This window comes from Pseudomonas schmalbachii (assembly GCF_017589465.1).
GTDB classification, from domain to species: domain Bacteria; phylum Pseudomonadota; class Gammaproteobacteria; order Pseudomonadales; family Pseudomonadaceae; genus Pseudomonas; species Pseudomonas schmalbachii.
In genome coordinates this window covers 126,926-143,380 of sequence record NZ_JAELYA010000010.1, presented here as the reverse complement: position 1 = coordinate 143,380, position 16,455 = coordinate 126,926, and the positions used below count along the sequence as shown (strand labels likewise).

Here is a 16,455-nt window from a genome sequence, read left to right as displayed (position 1 = left end):
TATGCATGGAACTCGACACCCTCAGCCGCCAGCTCCTCGACCGGTTCCAGAAGGGACTGCCTATCTGCGCGGAACCGTATCGCATGATCGCCGAGGTGCTTGGCTGCGAAGAGCAGGAGGTCCTGCGCTGCCTCGAACAATTGCATGAAGGTGGCGCGCTCTCCCGCGTCGGCCCGGTATTCGAACATCGGCTGGCCGGCGCCAGCACCCTGGCCGCCCTGGCGGTTCCTCCCGAACGACTGGAGGCCGTCGCGCAACGCATCAGCAGCTATCCCGAAGTCAATCACAACTACCAGCGCGAGCACTTCTACAACCTGTGGTTCGTCCTGACAGCAGACAACCGTGACCACATCGATGCGGTGCTGGATGAGATCGCTGCCGATACCGGACTGCCGCCCCTCGACCTGCCGATGCTGCAGGCCTATCACATCGACCTGGCGTTCCCGCCATTCGGAACCACTGATGACTGCATTCGTACCGCTCAATGAAGAGCAGTGCCGGCATCTGCGCCATCTGCTCGAAAAGGGCTTGCCGCTGACGAGCCGCCCATATCGGGAGCTTGCCGAGCGCATTGGCGCCAACGAGGTACAGGTGCTGCAGCAGGTACAACACTGGAGCGACAACGGGCTGTTCCGCCGCCTCGGCCTGGTGGTCAACCATCGCGCGCTGGGCTTCACGGCCAATGCCATGCTGGTGCTGGACATCGACGACGACCAGGTCGACGCCATCGGACAGCGCCTTGGGCAGGAGCCGGCGATATCCCTCTGCTACCGCCGGCCACGACGACTTCCGCACTGGCGATTCAACCTGTTCTGCATGATTCACGGTCGCGAACGTGCACAGGTGGAGCGACAGGTACGCGCCCTGCTCGAACGCCAAGGCCTGCACGACCGGCCACACCAGATGTTGTTCAGCCTGCGCGCCTTCAAGCAATGCGGCGCCCGCTATACGCCAGCACCGGGAAAACAGGACGCGGGCCATGGATGAATTCGACCGGCGCCTGCTCAACCGTCTTCAACACGGCCTGCCCCTGGAACCCCATCCCTACGCCCTGCTGGCAGCGGAATTGAATTGCACCGAGGAAGTATTGCTCGCACGCCTGCAGTACCTGCTCGACGACGGCACCCTCACCCGCTTCGGCCCCATGTTCGATATCGAACCCCTTGGGGGTGCCTTCACCCTGGCCGCCATGAGCGTCCCGCAAAATCGCTTCAAGGAGGTTGCGGCACAGCTGCGGGCCATGCCGGAGGTGGCGCACAACTATCAGCGCGAGCACCGCCTGAACATGTGGTTCGTGCTGGCCTGCGAAAGCCCGGAACAGGTTTCCGCCACCCTCGAGCGCATCGAGAAAGAGACCGGGCTGCCGGTGATTTCCCTGCCCAAGGAGAGGACCTACCATGTCGGCCTGCATTTCTCCCTCTGACCAGTTGCTGGCCCGCCGCCTGATCGCACTGACCCAGGCCGGCCTGCCGCTGGTGAACGAACCCTGGGACTGGCTGGCCGAACGGCTGGAGCTGACATCAGCGGAAACCCTCGCCCTGCTCCGGCGGCTCCAGCAAGCCGGTGTCATCCGCAGGATCGCCGCCGTGCCGAACCACTATCGCCTGGGCTACCGGCACAACGGCATGACCGTCTGGGACGTGGACGACCAGCTCGTCGACCGGTTCGGCCGCATCGTCGGCATCCTGCCCTTCGTCAGCCATTGCTATCGACGTCCGCGTCACCTGCCCGACTGGCCCTACAACCTGTTCGCCATGGTACATGGGCGCAGCAGCGAAGAAATCGACGGCTACCGCCGACAGATTCGCGTGCTACTGGGCGACAGCTGTCGCGCCGACGAGATGCTGGTCAGCCGCCGCATCCTGAAGAAGACCGGGCTGCGCCTGCCGGAGAGCCCGACATGCTGAGAATCAGCCATTACCTGCGCAGCCTGGACAAACCGGAAGAGCCCTCCCGCTCTCCCGCCGCCGGTACACCGCGTCCGCCCGTGGTGATCTGGAACCTGCTGCGCCGCTGCAACCTGACCTGCAAGCACTGCTACTCGACGTCCGCCGACAGCGCATTCAGGGACGAGCTGCCCACGGCAGAAATCCTCCGCGTCATCGACGACCTGCACACAGCCGGTGTGCGCGTGATGATCCTTTCCGGCGGCGAACCGCTGCTGCATCCCGACCTGTTCGAGATCGCCGCCCACGCCCGTGCGTCTGGAATGCTTGTCGCGCTGTCCAGCAACGGCACCCTGATCGGCCCGCAAAACATCCAGCGCATCGTCGATGCCCGGTTCGACTATGTCGGCATCAGCCTCGACGGCCTGCGGGAAACCCATGACCGCTTCCGCCAACTGGCAGGCAGCTTCGACAGCGCGCTGGGAGCCATGCGCCTGTGCCGCGAAGCCGGCATCCGCGTGGGAATGCGCACCACGCTGACGGAGGAGAATGCCTCGCAGCTCCCTGCGCTGCTGGACATGATGCGCGAACTGGATGTGCAGAAGTTCTATCTGTCCCACCTCAACTACAGCGGTCGCGGACGCCGCAGCCGCAAGCTCGACGCCCATCACCAGCGCGCCCGCGAAGCGGTGGAACTGCTATTCGCCCGGGCCGACGAAGATATCCGCGCGGGGCGGGACAGCGACTTCGTCACGGGCAACAACGACGCGGATGCCGTTCTGCTGCTTGGCTGGGTGGAGCGCCACCGTCCCTGGCAGCGGGCCGGTCTGGAGCGAATGCTGCGGCAATGGGGCGGCAACGCTTCCGGCGCGGGCATCGCCAACATCGACAACACCGGCGAGGTGCATCCGGACACTTACTGGTGGCACCACAGCGTCGGCAACGTGCGCCATCGGCGCTTCGCCGAACTCTGGTTCGAACAGCCCGACCCACTGCTCCTGCAACTGCGCCAGCATCCACGCCCTGTCGGCGGACGCTGTTCTACCTGCCGCTGGCTGGACATCTGCAATGGCAACACGCGAACCCGCGCCTGGGCCGGTGGCGATCTCTGGGGCGAGGACCCCGGATGCCACCTGACCGATGCGGAGATCGGGATGAGCGAGCCACAACGAATACCTCTTGAAGCAGTGTGAGACCGTCGATATGGACATTCCCGCATTACCCACCCAGCTATTCGGCACCGCACTGCAGCCTGGCAGCGTGGCGCTGGTCGGCGCCGGCCCCGGCGATCCCGGCCTGCTCACCCTGCGCGGATGGAGCCTGTTGCAACAGGCCGACGCAGTTGTCTACGACCGCCTGGTGGCCGACGAAATAATCGGAATGCTGCCGCCGGATTGCGAGCGGCACTATGTCGGCAAGCGCAGTGGCCATCACAGCCTGCCCCAGGATCAGATCAACCTGCTGTTGCTTGGCCTGGCGCATCGGGGACGGCGTGTGGTTCGACTCAAGGGCGGAGATCCATTCATCTTCGGACGCGGCGCGGAAGAGCTGGATCTGCTGCTGCGCCATGGCATCCCCTGCCAGGTAGTCCCGGGCATCACCGCCGCGTCCGGCTGCACGACCTACGCCGGCATTCCTCTTACTCACCGGGACCTGGCCCAGGCCTGCGTATTCGTCACCGGCCACCTGCAGAACGACGGCCGCCTCGACCTGGACTGGGCAGCCCTGGCCAGTGACCGGCACACCCTGGTGTTCTACATGGGCCTGGGCAATCTCGGCGAAATCACCCGAAGGTTGATGGAAAACGGTCTGTGCGCCAGCACACCGGCCGCATTGATCAGCCACGGCACACAGCAAAGCCAGCAGGTGCTTCGCGGCGAGCTGTGCACGCTTGCGCAACTAGCCACGCAACAACGCTTCGATCCCCCCACGCTGATCGTGATCGGCAAGGTGGTGACTCTGTTCGACGAAGCGATGCTTGCCAATTTCAGCCAGCCGATCGCGCTTCAGACAATCGCCAAGGCCGAGTTATGCGCCTGATAGCCCTGTTCGCCACCCTGCTGATCAGCACTGCCGCCCTGGCCGCTGGCGATGACGCCGAGCAGCTCTATCGCCAGCATTGCCAATCCTGCCACGGCAGCTCACGGCTCGGAGGCAGCGGTCCGGCACTGCTGCCGGAAAGCCTCGACCGACTGAAGCCGGAGCAGGCGTGCGCGGTAATTCGCAACGGCCGTCCAGCAACGCAGATGGCCGGTTTCGCCAGTCAACTCGACGACAGCCAGATCGAGCGGCTGGTCGACTACCTTTTCCAGCCACCTGCCGTGCGACCGGTCTGGGAAGCTGCCGACATACGTGCCAGCCATATCATCGTCAACCGGCCGGACAGCCTCCCCGCACAGCCGCAACACAAGAGCGATCCGCTGAACCTGTTTGTGGTGGTCGAGTCCGGCGATCACCATGTCACCATCCTCGATGGCGAGCGCTTCGAACCGCTCACCCGCTTCGCTTCCCGCTACGCGCTGCACGGCGGGCCGAAGTTCTCGCCCGATGGCCGCTTCGTCTACTTCGCCTCCCGCGATGGCTGGATCACGCTCTACGACCTCCACAACCTGAAGACCATCGCCGAGATCCGTGTCGGGCTGAATACCCGCAACCTCGCGGTCAGCGATGACGGCCGCTGGGCTCTGGCAGGCAATTACCTGCCGGGCAATCTCGTGCTGCTGGATGCGCGGGATCTCTCGCTGGTACAGGTGATCCCCGCGCAGGACCTGGCCGGAAAGCCATCGCGGGTCAGCGCGGTGTACACCGCACCGCCTCGTCACAGCTTCGTGGTCGCCCTGAAGGATGTTCACGAGCTATGGGAATTGCCATACGCCGGGCAGCAACCGGTCACGCCTCGGCGCCTGCAGGTTCAGGACTACCTCGACGACTTCTCCTTCACCCCGGACTACCGGTATCTGCTGGGCAGTTCACGGCAGTCCAGCGGCGGTGAGGTCATCGATCTCGACAACGGCAGGAAGATCGCCGAGATTCCAATGTCGGGCATGCCCCACCTGGGCTCGGGCATCTACTGGCGGCGCGATGGCCGCTGGGTATTTGCCACGCCCAATATCAGGCGCGGCGTGATCTCGGTCGTCGATCTTCAGGACTGGAAGCCGATCAAGGAAATAACCACCGACGGCCCCGGTTTCTTCATGCGCAGCCACGCCGACTCGCCCTATGCCTGGACGGATACCTTCCTCGGCAAGAAGAACGACGAGATCCTGCTGATCGACAAGCAGAGCCTGGAAATCGCCCACCGCCTGCAACCCATGCCGGGAAAAACCGCGGGCCATGTCGAGTTCACCCGCGATGGCCGCTATGCGCTGCTCAGCGTCTGGGACAAGGACGGTGCGTTGGTGATCTACGATGCGCACAGCCTGCGAGAAGTGAAGCGCATACCGATGAACAAGCCGTCCGGCAAATACAACGTCGGCAACAAGATCGGCTTTGTCGAAGGCACATCGCATTGAATAGAAAAAGCCCGCTCGGATAGAGCGGGCTTTCACCGATTGCGTAGGTTGGCGCTGAGCGCAGCGAAGCCCAACAACCCAGCACATGCCGGGCTTCCGGGCTAGACAGGCCGCCGATCAGAACTGCGCCGCATCCAGCAGATACAGCGACTCGCTACCCGCCTTCACCGACGCGGTCAGCGAGTGGATGCGCGGCAGCAGGCGGGCGAAGAAGAAGCGCGCGATGCCCAGCTTGCTGGCGTAGAACTCGTCCTGCCCTTCCTTGCCCTGCGCGGCCCGTGCCATCAACGCCCACATGTAGGCGTAGGCGGTGTAGCCGAACACGTGCAGGTACTCCACCGAGGCGGCGCCGATTTCGTTCGGGTTGGCCTTGCCCTGTTCGAGCAGCCAGGCGGTCAGCTCGTCGAGGTTGGCGATGGCGGCCTTCAGCGGCTCGACGAACTCGGCCAGTTCCGCACCGGCACCGTTGGCGAAGGCTTTCACCTCGTCGGCGAAGTGCTTGTAGAACGCGCCGCCGCTGGCGACGATCTTGCGCCCGGCCAGGTCGAGGGCCTGGATGCCGTTGGTGCCTTCGTAGATCTGCGCGATGCGCACGTCGCGCACCAGTTGTTCCTGGCCCCATTCGCGGATGTAACCATGGCCGCCGAAGATCTGCTGGCCGTGGACGCAGGCTTCCAGGCCGACATCGGTGAGGAAGGCCTTGGCCACCGGGGTCAGCAGCGCCACCAGTTCCTCGGCGCGCTTGCGGGTAGTGGCGTCCTCGCTGAACTTGGCGGTGTCCAGCTGCATGGCGACGTAGCTGGAGAAGGCACGGCCACCCTCGTTGAGGGCCTTCATGGTGAGCAGCATGCGGCGCACATCGGGGTGCACGATGATCGGGTCGGCAGCCTTGTCTTTCGCTACCGGACCGGTCGGCGCGCGGCTCTGGATACGCTCGCGGGCATACTCCACGGCACTCTGGTAGGAGCGCTCGCCAGCCGCCAGCCCCTGGATGCCGACGCCCAGGCGCTCGTAGTTCATCATGGTGAACATCGCCGCCAGGCCCTTGTTCGGCGCGTCGACGATCCAGCCGGTGGCGCCATCGAAGTTCATCACACAGGTAGCCGAGCCCTTGATGCCCATCTTGTGCTCGATGGAGCCGCAGGACACGGCGTTCCTTTCGCCCAGCGAGCCGTCGGCGTTGACCAGCACCTTCGGCACGACGAACAGTGAGATGCCTTTCGGACCGGCCGGCGCATCCGGCAGCTTGGCCAGCACCAGGTGAATGATGTTCTCGGTGAGGTCGTGCTCGCCGCCGGTGATGAAAATCTTGGTGCCGCTGATCCTGTAGCTGCCATCCGCTTGCGGCTCGGCCTTGGTGCGGATGATGCCGAGGTCGGTGCCGGCGTGCGGCTCGGTCAGGCACATGGAGCCGGCCCAGACTCCGGCGTACATGTTCGGCAGGTACTTCTGCTTCAGCTCCTCGCTGGCGTGGGCGTTGAGCGACAGGCAGGCGCCGGCGGTCAGCATGGGGTAGAGGCCGAAGGACATGTTGGCCGAGTGCACCATTTCCTCGACCTGCGCCGAGATCGCCTTGGGCATGCCCATGCCGCCGAATTCCGGATCGCCGCCGACGCCAACCCAGCCGCCTTCGGCATAGGTGCGGTAGGCCTCGGGGAAGCCGGCCGGCGTGCTGACCGCGCCGTCCGTCCACTGGCAACCCTCTTCGTCGCCGGAGCGGTTCAGCGGCGCGATGCTGCCCGCGGTGACCTTGCCGGCCTCTTCGAGGATCGCCGCGGCGGTGTCCGCATCGACGGTTTCGGCCAGGGCCGGCAGCTCCGCCCAGAGCTTGGCGACCTCGAACACTTCATTGAGGACGAATTGCATGTCACGCAGGGGGGCTTTGTAGTCGGCCATGGGAATTCCTCGAACAGACAACGACGGATGGCAATCAGGATAGGACGCGAACGAGCGATGTTGCGGAGCTTACATCCACAACCATTGTGAAACGTAGCGTCACTGCATGACCGATCATTCATAGATCAGTCGTGGTCGTAGGGCGGGTGCAACCCGCCATTTTCGAAGCAAAAAAACTGGCGGGTTGCACCCGCCCTACGCGCGAAAAAAAAGCCCGCCAGATGGCGGGCCCTTTCTCCAAGTACGGAGCAAATCAGTAACCGAGGGCGAAATCTTCCTCGGCCATATCCATCAGGTTGCTGGCGCCCGACAGCATGGAGCCCACATGAGCGCGGGTACGCGGCAGGATGCGCTGGAAGTAGAAGCGCGCGGTCTGCAGCTTGGCCTTGTAGAAGGCTTCCTCGTTGGTTCCGGCAGCCAGTTTTTCGGCGGCCAGGCGGGCCATGTCGGCCCAGAAGTAGGCCAGTACCGCGTAGCCGGAGTACATCAGGTAGTCCACCGAAGCGGCGCCGACTTCCTCGCGATCCTTCATGGCAGCCATGCCGACCTTCATGGTCAGTTCGCCCCATTCCTTGTTCAGCTGTGCCAGCGGAGCGACGAATTCCTTCACCGCGTCGTTGGCTTCGTTGGCCTGGCAGAACTTGTGGACGATCCTGGTAAAGCCCTTCAGCGCTTCGCCCTGGGTCATGAGGATCTTGCGGCCGAGCAGGTCGAGGGCCTGGACGCCGGTGGTGCCTTCGTACAGGCAGGAGATGCGGCTGTCGCGGACGTTCTGCTCCATGCCGTGCTCGGCGATGAAGCCGTGGCCACCGTAGATCTGTACGCCGTGGTTGGCGGCTTCGAAGCCAACTTCGGTCATGAACGCCTTGGCGATCGGAGTGAGGAAGGCCAGCATCGCGTCGGCGGCTTTCTTCTGTTCTTCATCCTGGCTGCGCTGGACGATGTCGACCTGCTTGGCGGCGTAGTACAGCATCGCGCGGTTGCCTTCGGCGAAGGCCTTCATGGTCAGCAGCATGCGGCGCACGTCCGGATGCACGATGATCGGGTCGGCAGCCTTGTCCGGAGCTTTCGGGCCGGTCAGGGAACGCATCTGCAGACGCTCGCGAGCGTAGGCGATGCCGCCCTGGAAGCCGACTTCGGCGTGGGCCAGGCCTTGCAGCGCGGTCCCCAGGCGAGCGGTGTTCATGAAGGTGAACATGCAGTTCAGGCCCTTGTTCGCCGGGCCGATCAGGAAGCCGGTGGCGCCGTCGAAGTTCATCACGCAGGTGGCGTTGCCGTGGATGCCCATCTTGTGTTCGATGGAGCCGCAGGAAACGCCATTGCGCTCGCCCACGCCGCCTTCGGCATTCGGCAGGAACTTCGGCACGATGAACAGGGAGATGCCCTTGGTGCCTTGCGGGGCGTCGGGCAGGCGGGCCAGCACGATGTGCACGATGTTATCGGCCATGTCGTGCTCGCCAGCGGAAATGAAGATCTTGGTGCCGGTGACCTTGTAGCTGCCGTCGGCCTGCGGTTCGGCCTTGGTGCGCAGCATGCCGAGGTCGGTGCCGCAGTGCGGCTCGGTCAGGCACATGGTGCCGGTCCACTCGCCGGAAACCAGCTTGGTCAGGTAGGTGTGCTGCTGTTCCGGAGTGCCGTGGGCGCTCAGGGTGTTCATCGCGCCGTGGGACAGGCCCGGGTACATGCCCCAGGACCAGTTGGCGCCGCCGATCATTTCGCTGATCGCCATGCCGAGGGATTCCGGCAGGCCCTGGCCGCCGTGCTCGACGTCATGCGCCAGGCTCGGCCAGCCGCCTTCGACGAACTGCTGGTAGGCTTCCTTGAAGCCGGTCGGGGTTTTCACGCCTTCGGCAGACCAGGTGCAGCCTTCCAGGTCACCGACGCGGTTCAGCGGCCCGATCACCTGTTCACAGAACTTCGCACCCTCTTCGAGGATGGCGTTGACCATGTCCGGGGTCGCATCCTGGGCGCCCGGCAGGTTCTGGTAGTGCGCTTCGTAGCCCAGCAGCTCGTCACGAACGAAACGGATGTCACGCAATGGGGCCTTGTATTCGGGCATAGCAGTAAACCTCTACGAAGGGTTCTGGGAACGGTCGGCCAGGTCGTCCGGCCGCCCTGTCGGCGCACGCAGGCACCCCGACAGTCAAACAGTCGTTTGAAACATACGTATCACCACAATACCTTGTCAAGCACGAAGACCGACCGGCCGGTCAGCCGCCGGCGAGCCGGTCCGCCCGGAATGAACGGAAGCGTCTAGATCAAGTAAAGCGCAGCGCCGGAAGCCCGCAGGGCGGGCTGGCGAAAATAGTGGGGTATCAGGCCGGTAGATCGAGGATGCCGAGATCGAGATGACTGGCGACAGCGGCGGGAGTGGCGTTCGGCAGGCGCGGCACGCGGCCGATGCAGGGGGCCGGCAGGCGCTCGGCGAGGGTGGCGAGGTTTTCTTCGATACGCGATGTTGCAGGGTCGACGATATTCGCCACCCAGCCGGCCAGCGGCAGGCCGTCGTGCAGGATGGCTTCGGCGCTCAGCACGGCGTGGTTGATGCAGCCCAGCCGCACGCCGACCACCAGGATCACCGGCAGCCCGAGTTCGATGGCCAGGTCGGAAAGACTCTCCTCCCCCGCCAGAGGCACACGCCAGCCGCCGGCGCCTTCCACCACGGTGAAGTCGGCACCCAGCGCCAGCACCTCGCGTACCGGCGGGACCAGGCTCGCCACGTCCAGCTTGATGCCGACCTCGCGGGCGGCCAGGTGCGGGGCGATGGCGGGCGCGAAGGCGAAGGGGTTCACCTGCTCATAGCGCAGCGACAACGTACATTCGCCGAGCAGGCCAAGCGCATCGGAATTGCGCAGGCCGGCGGCGGTCTTCTCGCAACCCGAGGCCACCGGCTTCGCCGCCGCGGTGGACATCCCGGCCAGTCGCGCAGCATGCAGCAGGCCGCAAGCGATGGTGGTCTTGCCGATTTCGGTGTCGGTGCCGGCGATGAAGTAGGCGTGGATCATTGCAGTTCTCAAAGCGTAGGGCGGGTGAAACCCGCCATGACATCTGGTGCCGTTCCGGCGGGTTTCACCCGCCCTACGACGACTTGCGCAGGATCGCGTTGACCACCCGGTAGGTCGCCGGCAGTCCTTCCGGCTGACGGAAGCGCTCGTAGGCAGCGATCAGCGCGCGCACCCGCTCGCGGCCGGTGAGCCCGCCGGGGCGGCCGGGATTGAGGTTGTGCGCGCCGAGGGCCTTGAGTTCATGGGTCAGGCTGCGCAGGTCGGGGAAGTGCAGGACGCGGTCCTCGGTGGATAGCTCCAGCACCTCCAGCCCGCTTTCGTCGCAACGGTGCTGGTATTCGTCGAACGGGCGGAAGCGATTGACGTGGACGAAGCCATCCACCGCCTGCCAGCTCTCGCGCAGTTCGCCGAGGGTGCCGATGCACAGGCTGCTGAAGGCCAGCACGCCGCCCGGACGCAGCACCCGCGATGCTTCGGCGAGTACCGCCGGCAGATTCGCGCACCACTGGATCGCCAGGCTGGAGAAGATCAGGTCGCAACTGGCATCGCGCAGCGGCAGGCATTCGGCGTCGCCACCAACGAAATGCCGGGCGCCGCCAAGGGCGCCAGCATGCCGCAGCATGCCCTCGGCGATATCCACGGCGATCCCTTCGCTATCAGGAAAACGCCGACCGAGCGCGCGGCTGAAATAGCCGGTACCGCAGCCGAGATCGACCCAGCGCTGCGGGACGAAATCATCCGACAGGCGCGCCAGCAGGCCTTCGCCCACCGCGCGCTGCAATTCGGCGACGGCGTCGTAGGTTTCCGCCGCACGGGAAAACGAGGCGGCGACCTGGCGCTTGTCCGGCAGCACGCCCTCTACACAAAACTCAGGCATCTTCGCCCTCTTGCATGAAACGCAGCACCGCTTTGGCTACCTCATCCGGGCGCTCCAGCGGCAGGCCGTGGCTGGCGTCGGCGAACACGCTCACCTCGATATCCGGCAGCCACTCCAGCAGCGCGTCGGCGGCACTCGCCGGAACCAGCGCATCGCTGCCGGCGAACACGTGCAACTGCGGACCGGGATAGTTGTGCAGCGCCTCGCGGGTATCCAACTGACCGAGCAACTGCAGGCCGGCGGACAGCGCTTCGCTGTCCAGTTGCGGCAACGCCACCTGCAGCTGACGCGCCAGAGTGCGGGCATCACGGGCGCCCTGGCTGACCAGCAGGGTGAAGCGTTTGCGGGTCATCACCGGGTCGAGCAGGAAGGCTTCGAAGAAGTCCTCGAACACCTCGTTCGCCATCGCCGCTGACCAGTCCTCGCGCTGGCGGAAGCAGGCATTGGCGGCAATGGTGATCAGCCCGCGGCAGGCTTCGCCCCGGCGCGCGGCCAGTTCGGCGGCGAGCATGCCGCCCAGCGACCAGCCGGCAAGCCAGGCATCGTGGGGAATGTTGTCGTCCAGCTCATCCAGCCAGGTCGCGGCATCCGCATCGCCGGGCAGCGGTTCGATCTGCACGTTCAGGTGTGGCGCCTGCTCCAGCAGCGCCTCGCGCAGCGGCTCCAGCGGTGCGCTGCCCAGGCCCCAGCCCGGCAGCAGGATCAGTTGGTCACGCATCGTCGCCCTCCTCGCCTTCGATCTCCGCGAGAAGGGTAGATGACACCCGCTGCCAGCTGTCGGCCAGGGCGTCGAGCAGACGGTCGACCTGGGCCTCGCTGTGGGCGGCGGAAAGTGTCACACGCAGGCGCGCGCTGCCGGCCGGCACGGTCGGCGGACGGATCGCGCCGACCATGATGCCGTGCTGGCGCAGCTCGGCGGAGAGTTCCACGGCCTGGCGGCTGCCGCCGATGAGGATCGGCTGGATCGGCGTCGGGCTGTCCATCAGGGTCAGGCCGATGGCTTCGGCGCCCTTGCGGAAGCGAGCGATCAGCGCGGCCAGATGCTCGCGGCGCCAGCTTTCCCGACGCAGCAGTTCCAGGCTCTTCAGCGTCGCGCAGGCGACGGCCGGCGGCTGGCTGGTGGTATAGATGTACGGGCGGGCGAACTGGATCAGCGTCTCGATCAGTTCTTCGCTGCCGGCGACGAAGGCCCCGGCGGTGCCGAAGGCCTTGCCAAGGGTGCCGACCAGCACCGGCACGTCATCCATGCCCAGGCCGAAATGCTCGACGATGCCGCCGCCATTGGCGCCCAGCGGACCAAAGCCGTGGGCGTCGTCGACCATCACCCAGGCGCCCTTCTTCTTCGCGGCGGCGCAGATGGCCGGCAGGTCGGCGAGATCGCCGTCCATGCTGAACACGCCGTCGGTCACGACCAGCGTGTTGCCTTCGGCTTTATCGAGGCGCGAGGCGAGGCTGGCCGCGTCGTTGTGCAGGTAGCGCGAGAAACGCGCGCCGGAAAGCAGCCCGGCATCCAGCAGAGAGGCGTGGTTGAGGCGGTCTTCCAGCACCGTGTCGCCCTTGCCGACCAGCGCGGTGACCGCGCCGATATTGGCCATGTAGCCGGTGGAGAACAGCAGCGCGCGCGGACGGCCGGTGAACTCGGCGAGGGCCAGTTCCAGCTCGTGGTGCGGGCCGCAATGGCCGTTGACCAGATGCGAGGAGCCGCCGCCCACGCCCCAGCGCTCGGCACCGGCACGCATAGCAGCGATCACTTCGGGATGGTTGGCGAGGCCGAGATAGTCGTTGGAACAGAAGGCCAGCAGGGGCTGGCCGTCGATAACCACTTCCGGCCCCTGCGGGCTTTCCAGCAGCGGACGCTGACGGTAGAGGTCTTGCGCCCTGCGTTCGGCAAGGCGGGCGGGGAGATCGAAGGACATGGCAAGTCGCTCGTGATGGTGGATAACCGCAAGCGGGTTATCCACCCTACGCTGAAGTCAGCGCCTGCGTAGGGTGGATGACGTTTTTTCATCCACCACAGTATGGTCAGGCCGAGGCGGCGTTGTAGAACAGCTGCGAATCGCGCTGTTCGACCAGTGCCTGCTCGATGGCGGCCTGGTGCACCTCGTCGGCGTGCTCTTCGCGCTCTTCCGGCTTGATGCCGAGGCGGGCGAACAGCTGCATGTCCTTCTCCGCCTGCGGGTTGGTGGTGGTCAGCAGCTTCTCGCCGTAGAAGATCGAGTTGGCGCCGGCCATGAAGGCCAGGGCCTGCATCTGCTCGTTCATCTGCTCGCGGCCGGCGGACAGGCGCACGTGGGACTTCGGCATCATGATGCGGGCAACGGCCAGGGTGCGGATGAAGTCGAACGGATCGACGTCCTTCTCCTCGGCCAGCGGGGTGCCCTTCACCTTCACCAGCATGTTGATCGGCACGGATTCCGGGTGTTCCGGCAGATTCGCCAGCTGGATCAGCAGGCCGGCGCGGTCGTCCACCGACTCACCCATGCCGAGGATGCCGCCGGAGCAGATCTTCATCCCCGCTTCGCGCACGTAGGCCAGGGTCTGCAGGCGCTCGCTGTAGGTGCGGGTGGTGATGATGTTGCCGTAGAACTCCGGCGAGGTATCGAGGTTGTGGTTGTAGTAGTCCAGGCCCGCTTCGGCCAGCGACTGGGTCTGCTCCTGGGTCAGGCGGCCGAGGGTCATGCAGGTTTCCAGGCCGAGCTTTTTCACGCCCTTGACCATCTCCAGCACGTAGGGCATGTCCTTGGCCGACGGGTGCTTCCACGCCGCGCCCATGCAGAAGCGGGTGGAGCCGATGGCCTTGGCTTCCGCCGCGGCTTCCAGCACCTTCTGCACTTCCATCAGTTTTTCCTTGTCCAGGCCGGTGTTGTAGTGGCCGGACTGCGGGCAATACTTGCAGTCTTCCGGGCAGGCGCCAGTCTTGATCGACAGCAGGGTGGAAACCTGCACGCGGTTCGGGTCGAAATGCGCGCGGTGCATGGTCTGGGCCTGGAACAGCAGGTCGTTGAAAGGCTGTTCGAACAGGGCACGGACCTCGGCGAGAGTCCAGTCGTGGCGGGTGGTCTGGGTTGCGGTGGCACTCATGGATCGGCTTCCTTCGACGCTTCGGGGCGCCTCTTGTCAGGGGTGCCCGGCGGCGCGCCACCGGGTAATCAGGCTTGCTGAATGATTCAAGAACCCGTTGGATGCTGTCAACCCGTGAAAAGACACAGGTTGACATCTGATCACTTATTGATCAATTCATCTCGCTAGCCAACTGCACCGACAGACGACGTCGAAACGCGGCGTAGACACCGGCAGAGATCACGAAAGTCAGCGGCGCGGAGAACGTGAGTGCTCGATTCGCGGCAGCAGGACGCCGCGGCGGTCCCTCAGGATCGGGGACCACCGGGAACGCCGCCGCGGCGTTTTTTGTTATCGGTTTTCTACGAACGGTTCAGGCAAGAAAGAAACGGTTGAGGTTTTCCAGTTGCTGGTTGTACTTGCGCCGCGCCTCCAGCCCTTCCTCAAGGGAGATCGGGACGAAACGGACCTTCTGGTTCGGCTGCAACTGAGCGATTCGATTGAGGTCCGGGCTGATCACCGTACCGATCATCGCGTAGCCGCCACCGGATACCGCGTCGCGATGCAGGACGATGGGCTCCAGCCCGCCGGGAACCTGGATCGAGCCGATCGGATAGCAGGCGTCGACGATATTCGACGGGTCGGAACCCGCGCCGAACGGCTGCTCGCGCGGCTCGAACTGCAGCGGCGTGCCGCCCTTGAAGCGATAGCCGGTACGGTCCGCCTCCGAACCGACCGTCCAGGTGTCGGCGAAGAACTGCTCGGCAGCCTGCGCCGTCAGGCGGTGGTAATACAGGCCTGGAACCACTCGCAGGCTGATCTCGCCCCCCACCTCGACATGCAGCGAACGCGGCAGCGCCAGCCCTTCCTGACCACGCCCACTCGGCTGGCCCAGCGGCAGCACGTCGCCGGCTTCCAGGCGTCGACCGTTGTATCCGCCGATAGCCCCCAGGCCATAGGTGGAACGGCTGCCCAGCACTTCGGGCACGTCTATGCCACCCTCGATGGCGACATAACCGCGGGCACCGCCCTTGATGAAATCGAAGCCGAGCACCTGCCCGGCACGCACGCGGAATGCGGTATCCAGCGGCATTTCGGCGCCATCGACGCGAGGAGTCATGGCAGCACCGCAGACGGCCACCAAAGCGTCACGCTGGAACTCCAGCTGCGGCCCGAGCAGGGTGCACTCCAGCACCGCCGCTGTAGCCGAGTTGCCGACCAGCAGGTTGGCCGCGCGCAGGGAGTACTGGTCGAGCGCCCCGGACGGCGGGATTCCGAGGTGGTAATAGCCTTCGCGACCGGAATCCTGCACCGAGGTGGCGAGGCCGGGCTTGAGCACCTTAATCGACATGGAGCACCTCCTGCAGGCGCTGCTTGCAGCCTTGCGGATCGTTGAGGAAAGCGTCGAGGTCGAAATCGACCGGACGGATGCGCAGCTCGAAGGTTCCGGCATCCACCGCCTCCACAGCCCGGTCGTATTCCTCGCGGTCGATGGGCTTGAACTGGACGATGTCACCGGCGCGGAAGAACACCATGGAGTCCTTCAGGTAACCGAGGCGCTGCTGCGAGTCGTAGATCGGCGCCGGGGTGACGCCGAACATCTGGTAGCCGCCGGCGCCGCGTACCGAGTAGATGCAGCCGAAACAGCCGCCGTGGCCGAGGGTCAGTTTCGGCGTATCGGTGCGCGGGCGCAGGTACTTGGGCACCTGCAACTGCCGCTCGTGCTCGACCATCTGGTACATGAACGGCAGGCCGGCGACGAAGCCGACCATCGAGACGAACCACGGCGTACCGCTGTGCGCCTCGATGAACGCCTGCACGTTCTGATAGCCGTTGATCCGCGCTGCGTACTCCAGGTCGGTGGACTCCGGGTCCTGGTGACGATCACGGAAACGCATCAGCGTCTCGTGGGTCCAGGGGTCGTTGTAGAGCACCGGGATCTCGATGATCCGCGTCTGGATTTGCCGCGCGGTAGTAGCCCGCGACTCCAGTTGGCGGACGCGTTCGAGCAGCGCCTGCGGCTCGATCAGGTCGGGATTGAAACGCACCTGGAACGATGCATTGGCCAGGCAGATGTCCAGCACGCCGGGGATCGCCTGTTGCTCGATCGCACGGGTGACGGCCATGCCGCGGAAGAAGGCTTCCAGCGACATGGATTCGGCGACTTCGGCGAACAGGTGCTCGTCGCCGCCGAAGCTGTAGCGGATCTCTTCGTGCAT

16 protein-coding genes are annotated in these 16,455 nt (G+C 65.2%); 7 read left to right on the top strand and 9 right to left on the bottom strand.

Going from position 1 to position 16,455, the window contains the following annotated elements:
- Positions 1-5 precede the first annotated feature (5 nt).
- The 7 genes from JFY56_RS22160 to JFY56_RS22130 are packed head-to-tail and all read left to right on the top strand — an operon-like array spanning position 6 to position 5,398.
- On the top strand, positions 6-488 hold the full coding sequence (locus JFY56_RS22160; RefSeq protein ID WP_208316317.1) for an Lrp/AsnC family transcriptional regulator: 483 nt from the start codon (positions 6-8) through the stop codon (positions 486-488).
- On the top strand, positions 463-987 hold the full coding sequence (gene ahbB, locus JFY56_RS22155; RefSeq protein ID WP_208316316.1) for a siroheme decarboxylase subunit beta: 525 nt from the start codon (positions 463-465) through the stop codon (positions 985-987). Before JFY56_RS22160 ends, ahbB (JFY56_RS22155) begins: the two co-directional genes overlap by 26 nt.
- Positions 980-1,423, top strand: a complete 444-nt coding sequence (locus JFY56_RS22150; protein WP_208316315.1) for an Lrp/AsnC family transcriptional regulator — start codon at positions 980-982, stop codon at positions 1,421-1,423. The genes ahbB (JFY56_RS22155) and JFY56_RS22150 overlap by 8 nt, the downstream gene beginning before the upstream one ends.
- Positions 1,398-1,907, top strand: coding sequence for a siroheme decarboxylase subunit beta (gene ahbB, locus JFY56_RS22145; RefSeq protein WP_208316314.1), 510 nt, complete (start codon positions 1,398-1,400; stop codon positions 1,905-1,907). The genes JFY56_RS22150 and ahbB (JFY56_RS22145) overlap by 26 nt, the downstream gene beginning before the upstream one ends.
- On the top strand, positions 1,901-3,079 hold the full coding sequence (gene nirJ / locus JFY56_RS22140) for a heme d1 biosynthesis radical SAM protein NirJ (protein WP_208316313.1): 1,179 nt from the start codon (positions 1,901-1,903) through the stop codon (positions 3,077-3,079). Before ahbB (JFY56_RS22145) ends, nirJ begins: the two co-directional genes overlap by 7 nt.
- A gap of 10 nt (positions 3,080-3,089) precedes the next feature.
- Positions 3,090-3,926: a uroporphyrinogen-III C-methyltransferase gene (cobA, locus tag JFY56_RS22135; protein ID WP_208316312.1), complete on the top strand. Its 837-nt coding sequence runs from the start codon at positions 3,090-3,092 to the stop codon at positions 3,924-3,926.
- A complete protein-coding gene (locus tag JFY56_RS22130; protein ID WP_208316311.1) occupies positions 3,917-5,398 on the top strand; it encodes a nitrite reductase in 1,482 nt (493 codons plus the stop codon). The genes cobA and JFY56_RS22130 overlap by 10 nt, the downstream gene beginning before the upstream one ends.
- Before the next feature lie 117 nt (positions 5,399-5,515).
- Here JFY56_RS22130 and JFY56_RS22125 read toward each other — a convergent pair whose 3' ends face one another.
- From JFY56_RS22125 to JFY56_RS22085, 9 genes are all read right to left on the bottom strand, one after another.
- Entirely contained in the window at positions 5,516-7,294 is a 1,779-nt protein-coding gene (locus tag JFY56_RS22125; RefSeq protein WP_208316310.1) for an acyl-CoA dehydrogenase C-terminal domain-containing protein, read from the bottom strand.
- A gap of 253 nt (positions 7,295-7,547) precedes the next feature.
- A complete protein-coding gene (locus JFY56_RS22120) occupies positions 7,548-9,353 on the bottom strand; it encodes a phenylacyl-CoA dehydrogenase (protein WP_208316309.1) in 1,806 nt (601 codons plus the stop codon).
- A 256-nt stretch (positions 9,354-9,609) separates the two neighbouring features.
- Positions 9,610-10,299, bottom strand: a complete 690-nt coding sequence (gene bioD, locus JFY56_RS22115) for a dethiobiotin synthase (RefSeq protein ID WP_236033007.1) — start codon at positions 10,297-10,299, stop codon at positions 9,610-9,612.
- A 73-nt stretch (positions 10,300-10,372) separates the two neighbouring features.
- The gene (bioC, locus tag JFY56_RS22110) at positions 10,373-11,176 is read right to left on the bottom strand and encodes a malonyl-ACP O-methyltransferase BioC (RefSeq protein WP_208316308.1); all 804 of its coding nucleotides are present in this window, start codon (positions 11,174-11,176) and stop codon (positions 10,373-10,375) included.
- Entirely contained in the window at positions 11,169-11,894 is a 726-nt protein-coding gene (locus JFY56_RS22105) for an alpha/beta fold hydrolase (RefSeq protein ID WP_208316307.1), read from the bottom strand. The genes bioC and JFY56_RS22105 overlap by 8 nt, the downstream gene beginning before the upstream one ends.
- On the bottom strand, positions 11,887-13,092 hold the full coding sequence (gene bioF / locus JFY56_RS22100; RefSeq protein WP_208316306.1) for an 8-amino-7-oxononanoate synthase: 1,206 nt from the start codon (positions 13,090-13,092) through the stop codon (positions 11,887-11,889). Before bioF ends, JFY56_RS22105 begins: the two co-directional genes overlap by 8 nt.
- Before the next feature lie 106 nt (positions 13,093-13,198).
- Complete coding sequence (gene bioB, locus JFY56_RS22095; protein WP_208316305.1) at positions 13,199-14,257, bottom strand: biotin synthase BioB; 1,059 nt, start codon at positions 14,255-14,257, stop codon at positions 13,199-13,201.
- A 352-nt stretch (positions 14,258-14,609) separates the two neighbouring features.
- Positions 14,610-15,587, bottom strand: coding sequence for a 5-oxoprolinase subunit C family protein (locus tag JFY56_RS22090; protein WP_208316304.1), 978 nt, complete (start codon positions 15,585-15,587; stop codon positions 14,610-14,612).
- On the bottom strand, positions 15,577-16,455 hold the full coding sequence (locus JFY56_RS22085; protein ID WP_208316303.1) for a 5-oxoprolinase subunit B family protein: 879 nt from the start codon (positions 16,453-16,455) through the stop codon (positions 15,577-15,579). Before JFY56_RS22085 ends, JFY56_RS22090 begins: the two co-directional genes overlap by 11 nt.

Excerpts from the sequence above, each read along its gene's own strand:
- JFY56_RS22125 (WP_208316310.1), bottom strand. The coding sequence starts at position 7,294 with ATGGCCGACTACAAAGCCCCCCTGCGTGACATGCAATTCGTCCTCAAT.
- bioB (WP_208316305.1), bottom strand. The coding sequence starts at position 14,257 with ATGAGTGCCACCGCAACCCAGACCACCCGCCACGACTGGACTCTCGCC.
- cobA (WP_208316312.1), top strand. The coding sequence starts at position 3,090 with ATGGACATTCCCGCATTACCCACCCAGCTATTCGGCACCGCACTGCAG.
- JFY56_RS22105 (WP_208316307.1), bottom strand. The coding sequence starts at position 11,894 with ATGCGTGACCAACTGATCCTGCTGCCGGGCTGGGGCCTGGGCAGCGCA.
- ahbB (WP_208316316.1), top strand. The coding sequence starts at position 463 with ATGACTGCATTCGTACCGCTCAATGAAGAGCAGTGCCGGCATCTGCGC.
- JFY56_RS22150 (WP_208316315.1), top strand. The coding sequence starts at position 980 with ATGGATGAATTCGACCGGCGCCTGCTCAACCGTCTTCAACACGGCCTG.
- bioC (WP_208316308.1), bottom strand. The coding sequence starts at position 11,176 with ATGCCTGAGTTTTGTGTAGAGGGCGTGCTGCCGGACAAGCGCCAGGTC.
- ahbB (WP_208316314.1), top strand. The coding sequence starts at position 1,398 with ATGTCGGCCTGCATTTCTCCCTCTGACCAGTTGCTGGCCCGCCGCCTG.
- JFY56_RS22090 (WP_208316304.1), bottom strand. The coding sequence starts at position 15,587 with ATGTCGATTAAGGTGCTCAAGCCCGGCCTCGCCACCTCGGTGCAGGAT.
- bioD (WP_236033007.1), bottom strand. The coding sequence starts at position 10,299 with ATGATCCACGCCTACTTCATCGCCGGCACCGACACCGAAATCGGCAAG.
- JFY56_RS22160 (WP_208316317.1), top strand. The coding sequence starts at position 6 with ATGGAACTCGACACCCTCAGCCGCCAGCTCCTCGACCGGTTCCAGAAG.
- JFY56_RS22085 (WP_208316303.1), bottom strand. The coding sequence starts at position 16,455 with ATGCACGAAGAGATCCGCTACAGCTTCGGCGGCGACGAGCACCTGTTC.
- bioF (WP_208316306.1), bottom strand. The coding sequence starts at position 13,092 with ATGTCCTTCGATCTCCCCGCCCGCCTTGCCGAACGCAGGGCGCAAGAC.
- JFY56_RS22130 (WP_208316311.1), top strand. The coding sequence starts at position 3,917 with ATGCGCCTGATAGCCCTGTTCGCCACCCTGCTGATCAGCACTGCCGCC.
- JFY56_RS22120 (WP_208316309.1), bottom strand. The coding sequence starts at position 9,353 with ATGCCCGAATACAAGGCCCCATTGCGTGACATCCGTTTCGTTCGTGAC.
- nirJ (WP_208316313.1), top strand. The coding sequence starts at position 1,901 with ATGCTGAGAATCAGCCATTACCTGCGCAGCCTGGACAAACCGGAAGAG.